14 protein-coding genes are annotated in these 18606 nt (G+C 38.0%); all 14 read left to right on the top strand.

What is annotated here, in order from left to right:
* Positions 1 to 3 precede the first annotated feature (3 nt).
* The 14 genes from rhuM to DW083_RS00835 all read left to right on the top strand — a co-directional run bounded on the left by rhuM (position 4) and on the right by DW083_RS00835 (position 18580).
* Positions 4 to 1401: a RhuM family protein gene (rhuM, locus tag DW083_RS00900; RefSeq protein WP_122331111.1), complete on the top strand. Its 1398-nt coding sequence runs from the start codon at positions 4 to 6 to the stop codon at positions 1399 to 1401.
* Between the two features lie 26 nt (positions 1402 to 1427).
* The gene (locus tag DW083_RS00895) at positions 1428 to 2609 is read left to right on the top strand and encodes a restriction endonuclease subunit S (RefSeq protein ID WP_122331110.1); all 1182 of its coding nucleotides are present in this window, start codon (positions 1428 to 1430) and stop codon (positions 2607 to 2609) included.
* 10 nt (positions 2610 to 2619) lie between these two features.
* Entirely contained in the window at positions 2620 to 3171 is a 552-nt protein-coding gene (locus tag DW083_RS00890) for a restriction endonuclease subunit S (protein ID WP_122331109.1), read from the top strand.
* A 5-nt stretch (positions 3172 to 3176) separates the two neighbouring features.
* A complete protein-coding gene (locus DW083_RS00885; RefSeq protein ID WP_122331108.1) occupies positions 3177 to 3806 on the top strand; it encodes an abortive infection family protein in 630 nt (209 codons plus the stop codon).
* A gap of 3 nt (positions 3807 to 3809) precedes the next feature.
* Complete coding sequence (locus DW083_RS00880; RefSeq protein WP_122331107.1) at positions 3810 to 5873, top strand: DUF262 and DUF1524 domain-containing protein; 2064 nt, start codon at positions 3810 to 3812, stop codon at positions 5871 to 5873.
* A gap of 5 nt (positions 5874 to 5878) precedes the next feature.
* A complete protein-coding gene (locus DW083_RS00875; protein WP_122331106.1) occupies positions 5879 to 9007 on the top strand; it encodes a type I restriction endonuclease subunit R in 3129 nt (1042 codons plus the stop codon).
* Between the two features lie 53 nt (positions 9008 to 9060).
* A complete protein-coding gene (locus DW083_RS00870) occupies positions 9061 to 10164 on the top strand; it encodes a Fic family protein (RefSeq protein ID WP_122331105.1) in 1104 nt (367 codons plus the stop codon).
* A gap of 80 nt (positions 10165 to 10244) precedes the next feature.
* Complete coding sequence (locus tag DW083_RS00865) at positions 10245 to 10574, top strand: hypothetical protein (RefSeq protein WP_233551681.1); 330 nt, start codon at positions 10245 to 10247, stop codon at positions 10572 to 10574.
* A gap of 95 nt (positions 10575 to 10669) precedes the next feature.
* On the top strand, positions 10670 to 11587 hold the full coding sequence (locus tag DW083_RS00860; RefSeq protein ID WP_115497945.1) for a YafY family protein: 918 nt from the start codon (positions 10670 to 10672) through the stop codon (positions 11585 to 11587).
* Positions 11588 to 11661: 74 nt separating this feature from the next.
* Entirely contained in the window at positions 11662 to 11991 is a 330-nt protein-coding gene (locus DW083_RS00855) for an HIRAN domain-containing protein (RefSeq protein WP_122331103.1), read from the top strand.
* Positions 11992 to 12028: 37 nt separating this feature from the next.
* Complete coding sequence (locus DW083_RS00850; RefSeq protein WP_122331102.1) at positions 12029 to 13471, top strand: DUF3375 domain-containing protein; 1443 nt, start codon at positions 12029 to 12031, stop codon at positions 13469 to 13471.
* Positions 13468 to 14058, top strand: coding sequence for a DUF4194 domain-containing protein (locus DW083_RS00845; protein ID WP_115497942.1), 591 nt, complete (start codon positions 13468 to 13470; stop codon positions 14056 to 14058). Before DW083_RS00850 ends, DW083_RS00845 begins: the two co-directional genes overlap by 4 nt.
* Complete coding sequence (locus DW083_RS00840; RefSeq protein ID WP_122331101.1) at positions 14055 to 17429, top strand: ATP-binding protein; 3375 nt, start codon at positions 14055 to 14057, stop codon at positions 17427 to 17429. The genes DW083_RS00845 and DW083_RS00840 overlap by 4 nt, the downstream gene beginning before the upstream one ends.
* Positions 17426 to 18580 carry a Wadjet anti-phage system protein JetD domain-containing protein gene (locus DW083_RS00835; RefSeq protein WP_122331100.1) on the top strand — a complete coding sequence of 385 codons (1155 nt, stop codon included), beginning with the start codon at positions 17426 to 17428 and terminating at the stop codon, positions 18578 to 18580. The genes DW083_RS00840 and DW083_RS00835 overlap by 4 nt, the downstream gene beginning before the upstream one ends.
* Positions 18581 to 18606: the final 26 nt, after the last annotated feature.

Below are 18606 nucleotides of genomic sequence, written 5' to 3'. Positions count from 1 at the left end.
CATATGGAAGAGAATAAAATACCTGAAATGAAACCTCAGCTTGAACTAATAAAGAAACAAAGCTCAGATGGGAAGGAATATTGGACTTCACGTGATTTGTGTGGGGCTATGGGCTATACCACTTATTACAGGTTCGCTTCTGTAATAAAGAAAGCCATTGCTATTGCCCAAGCAAAAGGAATGAATATAAACGACCATTTTTACCTTACTGTAGAAATGGTCAAGTTAGGTTCAGGTGCATACAGAAATGTAGAAAACTTCCATTTATCAAGAATGGCTTGTCTTATCATTGCCGAGAATGCAGATTCCAAGAAAGCATTAGTACAACAGGCTCGTGCTTTTTTCAAGTGCCAAACAAGTTTGTTAGAATTAACATCCAATAATCTATCTTCCAATATCTTATTCTATAAAACAAGTCAAGGAGAAGTAAAGATAGAAGTAATATTCAATAATGAAACATTTTGGATGTCACAAAAGCGAATGGCAGCTCTTTTTGGTGTCGATGTAAAGACAATCAATTATCATTTAGGACAAATATATGAATCGGGAGAACTACAAGAGGAGGCAACTATCCGAAAAATTCAGATAGTTCAACAAGAAGGAGAGAGAGAGGTGGAGCGTTCTCCCATGTTCTATAATCTTGATGCAATTATTGCCGTAGGATACAGAGTAAACAGTTATCAAGCCACTCAATTCCGAATTTGGGCAACTGGAGTACTTAAAGAGTTTATCGTAAAAGGCTTTGCAATGGATGACGAACGCTTAAAACAAGGTCGTCATTTTGGAAAAGATTACTTTGACGATTTACTGCAACGCATCCGTGAAATCCGTACATCTGAACGAAGGTATTATCAGAAAATAACAGATGTATATGCAGAATGTAGTGCTGATTACGATGCTAAATCGGATACAACTAGGTTGTTCTTCAAAATGGTACAGAACATGATGCATTGGGCAGTAACTCATCATACAGCAGCAGAAATAATATATAACCGTGCTGATGCCGAGATGCCCCACATGGGACTGACAACATGGAAAAAAGCCCCTGATGGAAGGATACAAAAATCTGATACAATAGTTGCCAAAAATTATCTGTCAGACAAAGAGGTATCGCAATTAGAACGTTTATCATCCGCATTTCTTGACTTTGCAGAATTAAGGGCAGAACAACAGCTCATCACAACAATGAATGATTGGAAAAACAAATTAAGCAGTTTCCTATCGATAAGTGATTATGAGGTTTTGATGCACTCAGGCACAGTTTCTAATGAAGAAGCACAAGAAAAAGCCTTTTGTGAGTATGAGAAGTTTAAGCTCATACAGGATCGTGAATATTTATCTGACTTTGATAAAGAGCTAAAACGTTTGAAAGATAAAGGACTATTTAATGACGAAAATTAACTATTTACACCGCTAAATTCTCATTTATGGAAGAGATAAAAACATATACATTAGAGGAACTAATAAAAGGTAAAGGCAATTATGGAATAGCAGCATCAGCTGTACCATACAATCCTTCTTTACGTACTTATTTGAGAATAACTGATATTAACGATGATGGTACACTCAATAAGTCTAGCATGATGTCTGTTGATGAAAAAAACGCAGATGCCTTTCTTTTAAAACCTAATGACATTGTATTTGCAAGAACAGGGAATAGTACAGGGCGTTCCTATTTCTATGACGGCTCTGATGGTGAACTCGTATATGCTGGATTCCTTATAAAATTTTCTTTGGATGAAACAAAAGTTAATCCTCGTATTTTGAAGTATTACACCCATTCAAAGCTTTATTATGATTGGGTTCATTCTTTTGATACAGGTGGGACGAGAGGGAATATCAATGCAAAGACTTATGGAACAATGCCTATTATGTTACCTTCACGAGATGTTCAAAATAGAATAGTTGATATCCTGAAATCTTTGGATAATAAAATCGAGCTCAACCGCCGGATAAATGATAATTTAGAGCAGCAGGCACAGGCGTTGTTCAATCACTTTTTTATTGAACAACCTGCATTATTAGGAAAGTATAGTCTAGGCAATCTTACAGATTCAGCAAACTATATTAACGGTTTGGCTATGCAAAAGTTTCGTCCAAGAGAAGGTGAACAGGGTATTCCTGTTCTAAAAATCAAAGAATTAGGGCAAGGAAGAACTGATACATCATCAGATATTTGTTCTGAAAGTATAGACGAAGTTTATAAAGTTTATAATGGAGATATAATATTTTCATGGTCAGGAACTCTTATGGTCAAAATATGGTGTGGCGGCAAGTGTGGTTTAAATCAACATTTGTTCAAAGTAACATCAGAACAGTACCCTAAATGGTTTTACTATTTTTGGACGAAACATCATCTAGATAAATTCATCCGAATAGCCCAAGATAAAGCTGTGACTATGGGACATATAAAGAGAGGAGAACTTGAAAAATCGGAAGTTTTATTTCCTGATACAGTTGTTCTAAATAAAATCGATGATATTATAAGTCCTATATTTAATCAAATAATCGGATTGAAATGCGAAAATCGTAATCTCACAAAGACACGAGACACTTTACTGCCCAAACTGATGTCTGGAGAGTTAAACGTTAATAAAATAAACTGCTAAATTCTCATTTATGGAAGAGACAAAAATTTATAAGTTCAGTGAACTTTGTTCCAAAATAGGCAGTGGAGCAACGCCTAAAGGCGGTAAGGAGTCATATTTGGGTGGAGATATTGCACTAATAAGAAGTCAAAACGTGTTGGACTTCAATTTTTCAGTAGATGGTCTTGCATATATTAATAATGAACAAGCGCAGAAATTAAACAATGTTTCCATCGAAGAGAATGATGTTCTACTTAATATTACTGGCGATTCTGTAGCAAGAGCTTGTATGGCCCCCAGCTGGATTCTTCCAGCAAGGGTTAATCAGCATGTAGCCATTGTTCGAGGAAATGCAGATCTTGTATTGAATGATTATCTGCTCTATTTTCTGCAATATAAGAAATCTTATTTGCTCTCTATTTCACAAGGAGGAGCTACAAGAAACGCTTTGACTAAAAGAATGATTGAAGATATTGAACTTCTACTTCCTAATTTGTCTCACCAGAGGAAAGTGGTTTCAATACTCCACTCCCTCAACGACAAAATCGAGCTCAACCGCCGGATAAATGATAATTTAAATTAGATACAATGCGCTGGATTCTAGAGCTAATAGAAAAAGTGCCGAGCTTCAAAGCATACGAAGCTCATATCTCAACAATTGAAAATAATGTTGAGACGAATCCTGCTTTATGTATTGAAACAAGCAAAAGTTTTATTGAAGGTATCTGTAAAACCATACTAACTAATCAAGGACAAGCCCTTAATGATGATACTCAATTTCAGGTTTTAGTAAAGCAAACATTAGAGCAACTAATTACACAATCAGGTACAGATTTAGCAGAACTCCCAGAATTAGGGCGAAGAATAGCGTCTGTTGCACAAAAAATAGCTGAGATACGCAATAATGCAGGATTTGCGACTCATGGTTTAGACATAGCACATCCTTGTATTGACAAAGTATTATCTTTATTCATCTATAAAATAACAGATGTGATTGGAGGATTTATCATGTATTTCTATATCAATCATGTGAGAAATGGAGATACGAGAGTCCTATATAAGGATTGTGAGAGTTTCAATAACTGGTTTGATGATGAAAATCCTTTAGAAATTGGAGGAGTGATTATTTCTGCTTCTGAAGCTTTATACAACCTTGATTATCAAGCATACAAAGCAAACTATGCAGATTTTATTGATTTTGAATTAAATAAAGAATAACATATGGATATTGCAAAAGGAAGCATTTATGAATTATTAAATGGCAAATATCAATATATTGTGCCTGTATATCAACGTAAATATAGTTGGCTTAAAGAAAAACAATGTGAAAGACTTTGGAACGATATTGTCAAAATGGAACAGAGTGGTAAGAAGCATCACTTTGTAGGTTCCATTGTGAATATTTCAGATTGCAATGCACCGATGGGCATTCACAAATACCTTGTTATAGATGGACAGCAAAGAATGACTACTCTTACAATCCTAATGATTGCTTTAAGAGATTACATTAAGGAGAACCCCTCAGATGAAGTTGACGAAGACACACTGACATATTTTTTGTTGAAAAACGATCATCAAAAAGGGAATGACAGATATAAACTGATTCTTTCTGATTCAGATAAAGACGTGTTAGTAAAACTAATAGACAATCTTCCTTTTAACAGCTCAGAAGATTCTAATATTTACATAAACTATCGCTATTTCAAAGAAAAAATCGCAATGGGAGAGTTAACGCCTCTACAAATTTATCAGTCTATAGCAAAACTACAGATTGTAAGCATCACACTGAATAATGCCGATGGAGATGATCCACAACTTATTTTTGAAAGTCTGAATTCTACAGGTATGGATTTGTCACAATCAGACCTCATCAGGAATTTTATACTTATGGGCATTTCAAGTGATGAACAAACAGACATCTATCTGAATTACTGGAAACCAATGGAAGATTCTTTCCCCCTTCACGATAGAGCATACTTCATAGACAGATTCTTTCGTGATTATTTAACCATGAAATTAAGCAGGATTCCTAAAATAGAACAGATATACGAAGAATTCAAAAACTATCATACGAACTCGGAGTTCTCTTCTATTTCAGAATTGGCAAGTGATATTCTGCTATACGGAAAATGTTATACGGAAATTATCCAAAACAATTGTGTAGACAAAGAGCTGAACTCCTTGTTTTTAGATATTACTCAAATCAGGATGGAAGTTGCATATCCTTTTCTTATAAAAATATATGGTGATTACAAGAATAAGATTATTAGTAAAGACGTTTTAATAGAAATAGTGCAAGCCACCATAGCTTATGTAGTAAGAAGGGCAGTTTGTGAAATACCAACCAACTCACTCAACAAGACTTTTGCGACAATGAAGAACAACATCGTAAAAGATGATTATCTAAATTCGATAAAATATGCCTTTATTCAACTTGACTCCTATAAGTCATTTCCTACAGATTCCGAATTCGCCAATGAGTTAGAAAAACGAGATATTTATAAAGCAAGAATTATCAACTATCTACTTGTAAAACTGGAGAATTACAAAAACAAGGAACCCATATCGTTTGAAGGTTTCACGATTGAACACATCATGCCACAAAATGAGAACCTAAGATTAGAATGGCAAAAAGCATTAGGTGATAATTGGCAAGAAGATCATGTTACATACCTTCACCGACTTGGAAATCTGACACTCACCCGATATAATTCGGAAATGGGTGATAAACCCTTTCAAGAAAAATTGCATATTTTCAAAAAGAGTGCTACGCATAATCTAAATAGCTTTGTGATAGAACAAACGACTTGGAACACAAAACTTATTAGAGAACGAGCCAAGGGCCTTATTGAATATGCTCTTAATATTTGGGCATATCCTAAATTAGACGAGATAATACTCTGCAAGTTTAATCAGCCTAAGGAAGAAACTGAATCAAAATACACATTTGAATCATATGATTATTCCAATGTATTTGTACGCATGTTATTTGAGAAATTAGATGAAGCTATTTTAGCTATAAATCCTAGCATTAAAAGAGAATATAAAAAACTTTATATCGCATATAAATACAAAACCAATATAGCTGATATCGTTATACAAAAATCCAGATTAAGAGTTAGTATTAATATGAAATTCAATGAAGTACACGACCCTAATAATATCTGCAAAGACATAACCGGAGTTGGACGTTGGGGTAATGGAGATATTGAAATTAGCTTTGATTCATTAGTCTTATTACCTCAAACAATAGAAATTATCAAACAATCTTTCAATAAACAATAATTGCCATGACATTCACCGAAGATAATTACGAAAAGGCATTGATTGCCCTATTTGATAATCTAGGCTATCAATACTTATATGGTCCTAACGTAGAAAGAGATTATTATACTCCATTTTATAAAGAACAGTTGGTAGACAGTTTGCATACTATTAATTCCAATAAGCCAGAAATTGCTATCAATGAAGCCATCACAAAGCTAAAAGATATTGACACAGGCAGTCTAATACAGAAGAATGAACTTTTCATGGATTATCTACAACATGGCATTGAAGTGTCTTATCATAATGGAAAAGAACAACAACATGAAATAATTTATTTAATAGATTACACACATATCAATCGAAACTGTTTCCAAGTTATCAATCAATGGACATTTGTAGAACACTCAGAGAAAAGAGCAGATATTATCATCTTCATAAATGGATTACCACTTGTGGTTATTGAACTAAAATCTCCTTCACGTGAAGAAACCGATGCTTCAGAAGCCTATCTACAATTACGCAACTATATGAGGGAAGTTCCGTCGCTTTTCATCTATAATGTGTTTTGTGTGATGAGCGACATGAGCTGTTCAAAAGCAGGAACCATCACAAGTAAAGAAGACCGCTATATGCAGTGGAAGACAAAGGACGGCCAGTATGAAGATAATGAATATGTAAACTACGATGTATTTTTTGAAGGAATGTTCATAAAAGAACGTCTGGTAGATATTATAAAGAATTTTACTTGCTTTTCTAAAGACGAAACGGGGGCAGCTAAAATTCTAGCAGGCTATCATCAATACTTTGCTGTAAGAAAGGCTGTAGAAAGAACTAAGGTATCTACACTAGGAGATGGTAAAATTGGTGTATTTTGGCATACGCAAGGTAGTGGAAAGTCATTATCAATGGTATTTTATGCCCATCTCTTACAAGAGGAGCTTTCACAACCAACAATTATTGTGATTACCGACCGTAATGATTTGGACGATCAACTATATACTCAATTCTCTAAATGTCAACAGTTTTTACGACAAATTCCTGTACAAGCCAAAAGTAGAGAAGACTTAAAAAGGCTATTATCTGGGAGAGAAGCGAATGGAATCATCTTTACAACTATGCAAAAGTTTGAAGAATCGGAAGAAGCATTATCAGAACGTAAAAACATCATAGTAATGGCCGATGAAGCACACCGAGGGCAATATGGCTTTGAAGAAAAAGTAGATATCAAAACAGGAAAGATTTCTATCGGAACTGCTAGAATTATACATAATTCTTTACCAAACGCCTCATACATTGGATTCACCGGTACACCTATTTCAACTAGGGACAGGGATACAGTAGAGGTTTTCGGCAATTATATTGACGTTTACGATATGACTCAAGCTGTAGCCGACGGGGCAACTTGCCCGGTATATTACGAATCAAGAGTTATCAGTCTTAATTTGGATGAGACTACATTAAAAGCTATTGATGACGAATATGATTTACTGTATTCAGAAGGTGCTACAGATGAACAGATAGAAAAGAGCAAACAAGAAATGTCGCATTTAGAAGAAATCTTGGGAGCACCTGAAACGATTGATTCTCTTTGCAAAGATATACTACAACATTATGAAGAAAACAGACAATATGAACTAACAGGAAAAGCCATGATTGTTGCCTACTCTCGTTCCATTGCCATTAGTATTTATCAAAGATTATTGGAATTACGTCCAGGCTGGGAAGAGAAAATTAAAGTCGTAATGACTGGTAGTAACAAAGATCCGGAAGAGTGGCATGACATTATTGGGAATAAACAATATAAAAAAGAACTTGCCAAACGCTTCAAAGACAACAACGATCCTATGAAAATCGCTATTGTCGTGGATATGTGGTTAACGGGTTTCGATGTTCCATCATTGGCTACTATGTATATTTATAAACCCATGAGTGGACATAATTTAATGCAAGCCATCGCTCGTGTTAATCGCGTATTTAATGATAAAGCAGGAGGACTTGTTGTAGATTATATCGGATTTGCTAAAGCTCTTAAAGAAGCGATGCGTGATTATACAGGAAGAGACAAGCAAAAATTTGGGAATCCGGATATTAAAGAAACAGCATTGCTTAAGTTTAAAGAGAAACTGGAGATTTGTCGCGATATGTTTCATGGATTTAATTATAGTAAATTCCAATCGAGCTCAGATGCAGAGCGTGCTCAAATCATTAAAGGAGGTGTAAACTTTATTATGTCTTCCGAAAAACAAGAAATACAACCTCTCTTTATGAAGGAAGCGATATTACTTCATAACTCAATTACACTCTGCCGCAGCTTACTTAACGAACAACAAAGATTTGAGTCAGCTTTCTTTGAAACAGTCCGTACATTACTTTCAAGAATGACAGGAAAAGGGAAAGTATCTAAGAGAGAAATCAATATACGCATTAGTGAATTGTTGAAACAAAGCGTAAAAAGTGATGGAATTATCAATTTATTCTCTGATGTGAAGGCTGAGTTTTCTTTATTCGATACCGCTTTCTTGGATGAAATATCGAAAATGAAAGAAAAGAATATAGCTATTGAATTGCTCAAAAGGTTATTGGCAGAAAGAGTTTCACTCTATCAAAAAACGAATATAGTGCAAGCTGAAAAGTTTTCAGATTTACTAAATCGTTCACTCTCTAATTATTTGAAAGGACTTCTTACTAATGAAGAGGTTATTCAAGAATTATTAAAATTGGCAAAAGAGATTTCGACATCAGAATCTACAATAGATGAGTTAGGGCTTACAGCGGAAGAAAAATCATTTTATGATGCATTAACCAAGCCACAGGCTGTTCATGATGTTTATTCCAATGAACAATTAGTAGCCATGACTAAAGAACTCACAGAAGCACTCCGCAAAAACCGTACCATTGATTGGCAAAAGAAAGAGTCTGCAAGAGCCGGTATGCGCAAAATGATTAAACGGCTTCTGAAAAAATACAAGTATCCACCTGAAGAAGCATCCAATGCACTGGAAACTGTTATTCGCCAGTGTGAAAAATGGACTGACAATGAGCCTGATACTTTTTCAGGGTACGAGAATGTAGTAAAGTATGACTTGCAAGAAAATTCATACTCTATTGCAGCAGAACCAGAAGTAAAATATTACACAAAAAATAAAGATTAAAACCTTATTTACTGAACAAGGTTGTAGAATAAAAGAATTAAGATTGAATACAAATGAACATAGACTTTGAATCATACATCCGCGGCAGTGAGCCTGACAAAAAAGAAAAGGCTTCAGCTTGGAAAACAGCTATCGGATTGCAGGCGGTAGATGGATTGAAAACGTCCGATTACCTGAAAGATGCAGCAGTCAAGCATATCGAAGGTGATATAAACATTGATGAAGTAAAAGAACTCATCAATGAATATTACCAATCAAAGACTGTACGTACTCCGAAAGATGAAGAAACTGAAGAAGCAGATAAGGTGTCTGCAAATATCACTCGAATATTAAATGAACGGTCATTTGCTTTTTCTGTGACAGGTTTTACATCTATTCACCGTAGATTATTTGAAGGCGTCTTCAAGTTTGCCGGAAAAATCCGAGACTATGATATAACTAAAAAAGAATGGGTACTTCATGGTGATACAGTACTTTACGTCAACTCCGAGGATTTACGCAAGGCTTTGGAATATGATTTGGAACAGGAAAAGGACTTTTCATACAAAGGCTTGTCCATGAACGATATAGTAACGCACATTGCCAGATTCGTGTCAGGCATTTGGCAAATTCATCCATTCGGAGAAGGCAACACGCGTACTACGGCCGTCTTTACTATAAAGTATTTGCGTAGCATCGGCTTTGATGTCGACAATAATCTGTTTGCCGACAACTCATGGTACTTCCGCAATGCGTTGGTTCGTGCAAATTATAGAAATATACGAAAAGGCGTTGAACCAGATATGAGTTTTCTGGTTTTGTTTTTCAGAAATCTAATAATGGGAGAAAATCATGAGCTAAAGAATAGAGCCATGATTATTAACGCACCACTGCTGTTGACCGAACAAGTTAACCGAACAAGTACCGAACAAGTACCGAACATGCTTAGCGCACCACTGTCAGCAATCATAAAAGCAATTGGAACAGAACAAAGCTCTTTAAAAGTAATAATGGAAAGAATTGGATTAAAGCATCGCCCCACTTTTATTACTAATTATCTGACACCAGCTATTCAGAGTGGCTTTGTCACCTCTCTCTATCCAAACAATCCCAAGCACCCGCAACAAAAGTATCTGTTAACGGCGAAGGGGTTGGCTATCTTTAATTCAAACAAATGACAAACAAGGCACTAACAATCAATAACGTAAACAAGCTTATCATTATAAGTAAGTCGTAATCAATAATCATCAGCAAAATCATGGAACTATCCAAAAGTCAAAAAAAAATAGCTCGCCAACTTATTAGCAAAGCTTTACAACGTGAATGTAAAACGTTTTTGGAGGAGGTGAAAGATATACTGCCTCTGAGAGATCAGACACCTCATGAGGTATATCTGAATCTTTACAAAAAAGTCACAGACTTCGACAAGCATATTGCAACACAATATGACGGGCTGTCCGGATCACGTTATTTCATGGCTGTATTCAGCCTGTTTTATAACAATGTCCTAACTGAAGATGACATTAAGTTATTCGATGAAGAAGTGCAACAAAATTTAATGGCGATGAAACAGAATTGGGATTTGTGATCTTCAGGAACAGATAATCGAGAAAAAGATTGTTATCTGTTTCTGATTTTACCATCTTTGCAATTAGAAATGGTAAAATAATTACTCCTGAAGATATGGATCAACCCAAACTCGAACGCTTGCTGCATCTCATGATGTTACTGACAGCCAACACTTGCTATACAATAGAAGAACTGGCCGAACGTATGGATACTTCTCCCCGTTCTATTTATCGTTATCTCGACACATTCAAAGCTGCCGGATTTACAATCTACAAAGAGGGTCCTTATGTCCGGATGGGCAAAGAATCTCCTTTCTTTAAAGATATTTCCCAACTCATTCACTTCAGTAAAGAAGAAGCCTACATGATTCACCAGGTAATCGAAGCCATTGATAATAATAATCTGATAAAACAAAACCTAAAGCGGAAACTGGCTTCAGTCTACAATAGCAAAATAATCGCGGATTCTGTCATCAAAGGAAGGGATGCAGATAATATCCGGAAACTGATCGATGCATACGAGCAGAAAAAACAGGTTATTTTACATAATTACTCATCTGCTCATGGACAAACCGCAACGGATCGGTATGTGGAACCTTTTGCTTTTACTACCAATTATGTAGAAGTATGGTGTTACGAACCGGCCAGCAAACGAAACAAACTCTTCCGTATATCACGCATCGAATCCGTTGAAGTGACAACTGCAAATTGGGAATATGAGGAAATACATCAAGAAGGTTTTACGGATATATTCCGTATGAGCAGCTATGAAGGAGAAAAATACTCAATCACATTGCAACTAACCCGAAGAGCTTACAATCTGCTTATCGAAGAATATCCATTGGCAGAACAAGATACACAACAAATATCACCAGACCACTGGTTATTAAAAACACAAGTAAGCAACTTCATCGGTGCCACACGCTTTATCCTTGGTTTAGCTGCCGACATTCTAATTATTGATTCACCGGAATTAAAAGAATATATCAAGAAATATGTTTCGAACCATATAAATTCACTCATACAAGCATAAAAAAAATTACGTTGTGACAAAACCTGTCAAAACGTGATTGTTTCTTTGCATCATCATACAAAAAAGACAACGTTATGGAAAGAAGACATTTTATTAATTTCGACATTGCAGGTTTCACTTATTGGAATGGGACATTGGTTTTTCAAGAACTCGCTATCGGAACTGAACTGCAATTAAAAAGGGAAAAAGATAACAAATTTGATCCCTATGCCGTAGCCATCTATTACAAGGACTACAAATTAGGATTCATCCCCCGGGATAAGAATCAGGAAATCAGTAAACTTTGTGAACAAGGATATGCAAATATATTCGAAGTACGAATCAACAGGATTTCTAAAGATGAACGTCCGGAGAATCAAATCGGCGTCATAGTATATATCAAACAACGCAATGACATCCAGTAAAGATCCCCGCATTGTTCCATCATAAAAGATATTGTATATGACCTATGAATATATAAACCAATTGCTTAAGAACCATACCACCATCCGATTATTGAAAGCTGATAATGCACCGCTTATTATCAGCTTTCTATCCTCTGCTTTCAAGGAAGAATTCTCGAATCAGGAGGAAGGCGGCATCCTGGAAAAAGAACTGACCAGCCGCCTCTCGGATGTTCTCTATATATTAAATGAACCGGGCAAAACGTACCCTAAACCACCGGCTGAATATTTGACAGATTGGAGCAATGCCGGATTTCTTCGCAAGTATCCGGGGAAAACAGATGAGTTTGTCTACGAACTGACACCGGCCACGGAACTGGCTTTCAAATGGATTGACAGTCTGGAGAAACGAGAATTCATCGGTACGGAATCGCGTCTGAAATATCTTTTCGAACGAATGCAAAAGCTGGTGGGCAAAACCCAAATGAATGCATCGGAAAGACTCGCTCAACTGGAAGCACAGAAGCAGATATTAGAACAGAGCATTGAAAATATCAAGGCCGGCAAACTGGAAATGCTGGACGAACGGCAAATAAAGGAAGAGTATTTCCTGATTGAGGATACAGCCAAATCATTACTTGCCGACTTTAGAGAAGTGGAACAGAACTTCAGGGACCTGGATCGAAATTTCAGAAGACAGATCATTACAACCAGTCAATCGAAAGGCGAGGTCCTGTCGGACTTATTCGAACAACAAGACTTCCTCGCGCAAACCGATCAGGGAAAAAGCTTTACCGCTTTCTGGGAATTCTTGCTGTCACAATCCAAACAAGTGGAATTTGAAAAATTAATTGAACTCATGCTTAATATACCTGTTGTACAAAAGATGAGGAATGATAATTTCCGTATGGAGTTATTGAGAAACAGCTTGATCGAAGCAGGAGACCGTACCAATAAAACGACAAATTCGCTATGGAATCAGCTACGAAGATACCTGGAACACAAATCCTTCTTTGAAAACAAACGAATCCACGAACAGATCGATGAAGGGCTCAAATTAATTTTCGAGCATCCGGAAATCGACTTTACGAAACTCCCGGCATTGGAAGTGGAGGACATCATCCATATCGACCTGATCTGTGACCGTCCGCTGTTTTCACCTCCCGAACAAATAAAATTCAAGAAGCAACCGTTGCAGGAAGGCAAAGCATCCGGAAGCAATGAACTGCTGTACGAACAGTTTGAAATAGATATTCCTAAATTAAAAGATAATATCAGACAATTGCTCAGATATCAGCCACAAGTTTCTTTGCCGGAATTAATAAAGGCACACCCTATCGAAAAAGGAGTGGCTGAAGTAGTGGCTTATCTGGACATCGCAACCAAAAACGAGAAACGGCATTCGGTTTCTGCCGATGAACAGGAGGAGATACAAATCCGTAATTCACAAACCGGACAAATATTCAAAGTGAAAATTCCTAAAATCATATTCAATCGATGAAGAAAGTCTATTCCAACGTACTGATATCCTTATTAAAAGGTATTGTATATAGTCATCAAGAAGAAATATGGAACACATTGATGCAACCCGAACATGAACGGGATATTAGAAACTATTTTGCTGACATCCATCTGGATGTCATTATCGACAAGGCTGAAGGATATGCTTATCTGAAACAACAACAGTCGCAAACAGCCGGTGAAGAGGAATCCTCTGAGCAGGAAAACATTCCTAAATTAATCAGACGCCGTCCGCTCACCTTCCATGTGTCATTACTCTGTTTATTGCTTCGCAAGCACTTGATCGAAAATGATCAGGAAGGGGAATCCGCCAAAGCGATACTGAGCCGTGAAGAGATCGACAACCTGATGAAATTATACCTGAAGGAAACAAGCAATGAAGCCAACACGCAGAAACAAATAGACAGCGCCATCAAAAAAGTGATCGACGAAGGTTTCTTGCGACAAATGAAAACAGAACAGGAACAATATGAAGTCAATCGTATCATCAAGGCATTTGTCAATGCAGACCAAGTCAGCGAATGGTTAGAACGGTATAAAGAATATGTAACACAGTCAAAGAAATGAAGAACGAAGTCGGACAGGTAGGCCACCGCCTGCAATATATGGAATTATTAAACTGGGGAACCTTTAATAATAAGATATGGCGAATCACCCCGCAAGGTGAGAACTCATTACTAACCGGTGCCGTAGGATCGGGGAAATCGACTGTTGTCGATGCATTGACCTGCCTTCTGGTACCCTACAACCGCATAACATTCAATAAAGCAGCCGGCGCCGAAAGCAAAGAGCGCAATCTGGCTTCATACATCAAAGGAAATTACAGTTCAAAAAGCGACGAACTGACCAATGGCAGCAAAGCCGTTTCCCTGCGTTATACAAAGTCAGGCGAAGCTACGTTTACAGTCATTATTGCCAATTTTTATAATGCCGGATACAATACACACACTTCATTAGCCCAACTTTTCTGGATTGAGAATGGCAGTAATGTCCGTAAACTACTACTGATAGGAAGCGAGCCACTCACAATTAAAGAGCATTTCTCCGGATTCGCGGATATTAAAGAACTGAAGAAACGATTGCGTACCAATAACTGCATCGAAATATTTGATGACAACTTTACCCGATACAGCCAACGATTCCGCCAACTGTTCGGCATGAACTCTGATAAGGCTATCGAATTGTTCTATCAAACAGTTTCCATGAAATCGGTAAGCAGTCTTACCAACTTTGTCCGCGAACAAATGCTGGAACCGACTAACATACAAGAACAAATAGATGAACTGAAAAAACGATTCGACAACCTGCATCAAGCGCATGCCGCGGTAATGGAGGCCCGTAAGCAACGTGACATTTTGAATCCGCTGACCGGACTGGATCATGAATATTCCCAAGTAGAAGAACAATTACACGAAATTGAAGTACTGCTGTCGGATGCTATCCCGGCCTACTTTGCCGACAAGAAAATAAGTCTGTTGCAAAAAGAGATCGCCAATTGCAAGCGCAAACTCACACAGCTGGAAAACCAAATCAAACAAGCAGAGACAGAGCTTGATACCTGCCGCAATACGATGAACGAACTTCGACAAGCCATCCACGACAACGGGGGTGCCCGCCTGGATCAAATCAAGACTGAAATAGCACAAGCTGCCAAAGACCAGCAAGACAAAAAGAAACAACACGAAGAATATCTCCAACTGACCCAGCAATGTGGTCTTCCCGCAGCCAACACCGAACAGACCTTTTACCGCAATTTGAAAAGTGCAGAGGAAAAGCAGGACGAAATACAGAAAGAGCGGGATAAGTTGACAAAACTGCAAGGTACGAAAATAGCTGAACATCTCAACACTCGACAGGAAATTGATATGCAAAAGCAGGAGATAGAGTCTTTGCAAACACGCTCCAACCAGTTGCCTTCCGGCATTTTGGAAATACGAAAACAGTTGGTCGAAAATTTAGGTATTCGCGAGGAGGAGATCCCCTTTGTCGGCGAACTGTTGCAAGTCCGTTCCAAAGACAAAGAATGGGAAGGAGCTTTGGAGCGATTGTTACGGGGATTCGGTATCAGCATGTTGGTTCCCGACCGATATTATCACTTAGTATCGGGATTCGTAAATGCCAACAAACTGCAGGACAATCGCCATAAAGGTATCCGCCTGGAATATTTCCGCATACCGGCAGAAAGCAAACAACAGAGTGCTCTCATTGAAGATTTATCTCCCTCGTCAGCAGTAAACAAAATTAATATTAAACCCAATACACCATTCTACAATTGGATAGAGAAAGAATTGGTGCACCGCTTCAATCTGCAATGTGTATCCTTAGATGAATTTCAGCATGTCAGTGATGGGATCACAAAAGAAGGACAAATCAAAACAGGTCGTTTGCGCCATGTCAAAGATGATCGTCGCGACCTTTGGGATCGCAGAAACTTCATATTAGGTTGGAGTAATAAAGAGAAAATACAAGCGATCGAATCCTACCTGAAATCGCTTTTGTCCCAATATAAAACAGAAGAAACCGGAATTGAAGAACTTTCAAAGGCAATAGATGTATGCAATAATACCCGATCGTCTTTAATGCAGATAAAAAGATTCCAAGACTGGAATGATCTGAACTGGCAACAAGAAACAGAACGTATATCCCAACTGCAAAAAGAAGAACAAGAGCTGGCAAAAAGTAACGATCTGATTAAAACGCTGGCAGAGCGGCAAAAGCAGTTGGAAAGCAAAGAAAGCGACTTGAGAAATCAGATCGATAAGCTAAAAGACAATCGAGGACGATTGAATAATCAAGTAGAGACAGACTATGCTCAACTACCGGATTTACAACAACAGTCCGCTTCGCTTTCCTCGGAAAACAAAAGTGCCTATTATTCCAAAATAGAATCGTCGCAACCAAGCAGTTCTTACACACTTGGCAATATAGACAGCCAGAAAGGAGAGCTATCCAAAAGCTTATCGGGAACCCGGTTGAACATGCAGAAAAAGCGGGATACACTGAGAGAGAAGATCACTAAAATCATGCGTGACTATCGTAACGCTTTCCCTTTCGAGGCCCTGGAACTACCCGAAGATATTGAAGCCCGCGCCGAATATCTAAAGATTCTTCAACAGGTTATCACAGAAGGATTACCGGCACACGAAGCAAAACTAAAGGTACTCTTGAATCAGGATACCATAAAAAGCATCGTTACCTTCGACAATAAACTGGATTTGCATGCCAAACAAATTCAGAAAAAAATAGAAATAATAAACCGTCACCTGGAGGCTATCGAGTTCAACAAGGGTACTTACATCAAACTCCAGACGGTAGCCAATCCCAACCGGGAAATTCTTGAATTCAAGGAAAATCTGAAAGCTTGCTACAGCAACATTCTCAGCACGGACGATGCGTACACCGAGGATCGTTTCGAACAGGTACAATGTATTCTGAATCGTTTCCGCAGCAATGAAAACAAGGATATTGAATGGACCGCACAAGTTACAGACGTACGTCAATGGTTCCTCTTCAATGTGAGTGAACGTTACCGGGCCGACGACTCGGAGAAGGAGTTCTACGCCGGCACTTCCGGCAAATCGGGTGGCCAGAAAGAGAAGCTGGCCTACACCATTCTGGCCTCTGCCCTCGCCTATCAGTTTGGACTGAACTATCAGGAAGAGCGGAGTCAGTCGTTCCGGTTTGTTGTCATAGACGAGGCCTTCGGTCGTGGCGATGACGAAAGTACGCAATTCGGACTCGACCTGTTCAAGAAACTGAATCTACAGCTATTGATTGTCACCCCGATGCAGAAAATCCATGTCATTGAAAACTACATCCATTCCGTCCATTATGTATCGAATCCGGAAGGCAATGAGTCGCAAATCCGTAATTTAAGTATCGAAGAGTACAAAGCAGAAAAAAGCCAGTATCATTCACAAATAGAAATCATCCCATGATTACACCACAAGATATAAAAAAACAATGCCTGAATTGGTGGAAAGAATTACTCCTGTCGAACATGGCAGGAGAGCCTTTCTTTCCGAAAAGAATTACCCGCATCGGAAAGATAACAGCGAAAGATATCCTGCTGAAACTATCAGAGCATAAAGCTGCCATCGCAGAACTGCAAAAAAGTGCCTCTATATGGGGATATGTAGTAGAAATGGCAGAAAAGAACTTCGAGAAGATCGGGAATCAGAATATTCCTGTTTGCATACTGATTCCTTCTTTGGATGTTTATTTACGTATTACCCGGAAACGGAATGAATTAGATACTTTTACCCGGAATTGGCAACTCATCAACGATGAAATGCCCCGGCTCATCGAATGGTGCCGAAGCAATCCTCTCCGACTGATCAGCCACGACACATGGAAAGATACAATCAAGGTTTGCAAATACTTTATCGAACATCCCTGTCCCCACCTCTATATCCGGGAACTACCCATTGATGTACACACCAAATACATCGAAGAGAACAAAGATTTACTCAGAAATTTACTGGACGAACTATTACCCGAATCGGCTATTGATCACGAAGAAAAAGCATTTGAGAAACGATACGGATTGAAATGTGCCGAACCGTTAATCCGCATACGTTTTTTAGATAAAGCCTTAGCAATCGGTCCTCGTTGGATGGATACATCTCTTCCATTGCCGGACTTTCGTCTACTAAACTGTGCCTGCAAAAACATATTTATAACGGAAAACAAGATGAATTTCCTAACACTGCCTCAACTACCGGACAGTATTGCCATCTGGAGCGGAGGAGGTTTCAACATCAGTTATCTAAAAGACATTCCGTGGATGACCCATGCCCAATGTTATTACTGGGGCGATTTAGATGCGCAAGGTTTGCAAATACTCAATCAGTTCCGAAACTATTATCCTTCAGCTCTCTCACTGATGATGAATTGGGATACATTCCATAAATATCGGCATCTGGTAAAAGAAGGGACGCCGGCATCACTACAAACATTACCTTTGTTAACCGAAGAAGAGCAGGAGTTATATCGTCATCTACAAGAAAATAATTTCCGGTTAGAGCAAGAACAGATACCATATGTCGATGTTGTGACTTACCTTTGTATCTGTTTAAATGTAGATTAAGACGAAACAAAGTAAAGCAAAGTAAT

The organism is Parabacteroides sp. AF48-14, assembly GCF_003477465.1.
In the GTDB taxonomy this organism is placed as follows: Bacteria; Bacteroidota; Bacteroidia; order Bacteroidales; family Tannerellaceae; genus Parabacteroides; species Parabacteroides acidifaciens.
This window is presented reverse-complemented; position numbering and strand designations above follow the sequence as displayed.

Coding starts and splice junctions, on each gene's coding strand:
- rhuM (WP_122331111.1), top strand. CDS start 4: ATGGAAGAGAATAAAATACCTGAAATGAAACCTCAGCTTGAACTAATA.
- DW083_RS00895 (WP_122331110.1), top strand. CDS start 1,428: ATGGAAGAGATAAAAACATATACATTAGAGGAACTAATAAAAGGTAAA.
- DW083_RS00890 (WP_122331109.1), top strand. CDS start 2,620: ATGGAAGAGACAAAAATTTATAAGTTCAGTGAACTTTGTTCCAAAATA.
- DW083_RS00885 (WP_122331108.1), top strand. CDS start 3,177: ATGCGCTGGATTCTAGAGCTAATAGAAAAAGTGCCGAGCTTCAAAGCA.
- DW083_RS00880 (WP_122331107.1), top strand. CDS start 3,810: ATGGATATTGCAAAAGGAAGCATTTATGAATTATTAAATGGCAAATAT.
- DW083_RS00875 (WP_122331106.1), top strand. CDS start 5,879: ATGACATTCACCGAAGATAATTACGAAAAGGCATTGATTGCCCTATTT.
- DW083_RS00870 (WP_122331105.1), top strand. CDS start 9,061: ATGAACATAGACTTTGAATCATACATCCGCGGCAGTGAGCCTGACAAA.
- DW083_RS00865 (WP_233551681.1), top strand. CDS start 10,245: ATGGAACTATCCAAAAGTCAAAAAAAAATAGCTCGCCAACTTATTAGC.
- DW083_RS00860 (WP_115497945.1), top strand. CDS start 10,670: ATGGATCAACCCAAACTCGAACGCTTGCTGCATCTCATGATGTTACTG.
- DW083_RS00855 (WP_122331103.1), top strand. CDS start 11,662: ATGGAAAGAAGACATTTTATTAATTTCGACATTGCAGGTTTCACTTAT.
- DW083_RS00850 (WP_122331102.1), top strand. CDS start 12,029: ATGACCTATGAATATATAAACCAATTGCTTAAGAACCATACCACCATC.
- DW083_RS00845 (WP_115497942.1), top strand. CDS start 13,468: ATGAAGAAAGTCTATTCCAACGTACTGATATCCTTATTAAAAGGTATT.
- DW083_RS00840 (WP_122331101.1), top strand. CDS start 14,055: ATGAAGAACGAAGTCGGACAGGTAGGCCACCGCCTGCAATATATGGAA.
- DW083_RS00835 (WP_122331100.1), top strand. CDS start 17,426: ATGATTACACCACAAGATATAAAAAAACAATGCCTGAATTGGTGGAAA.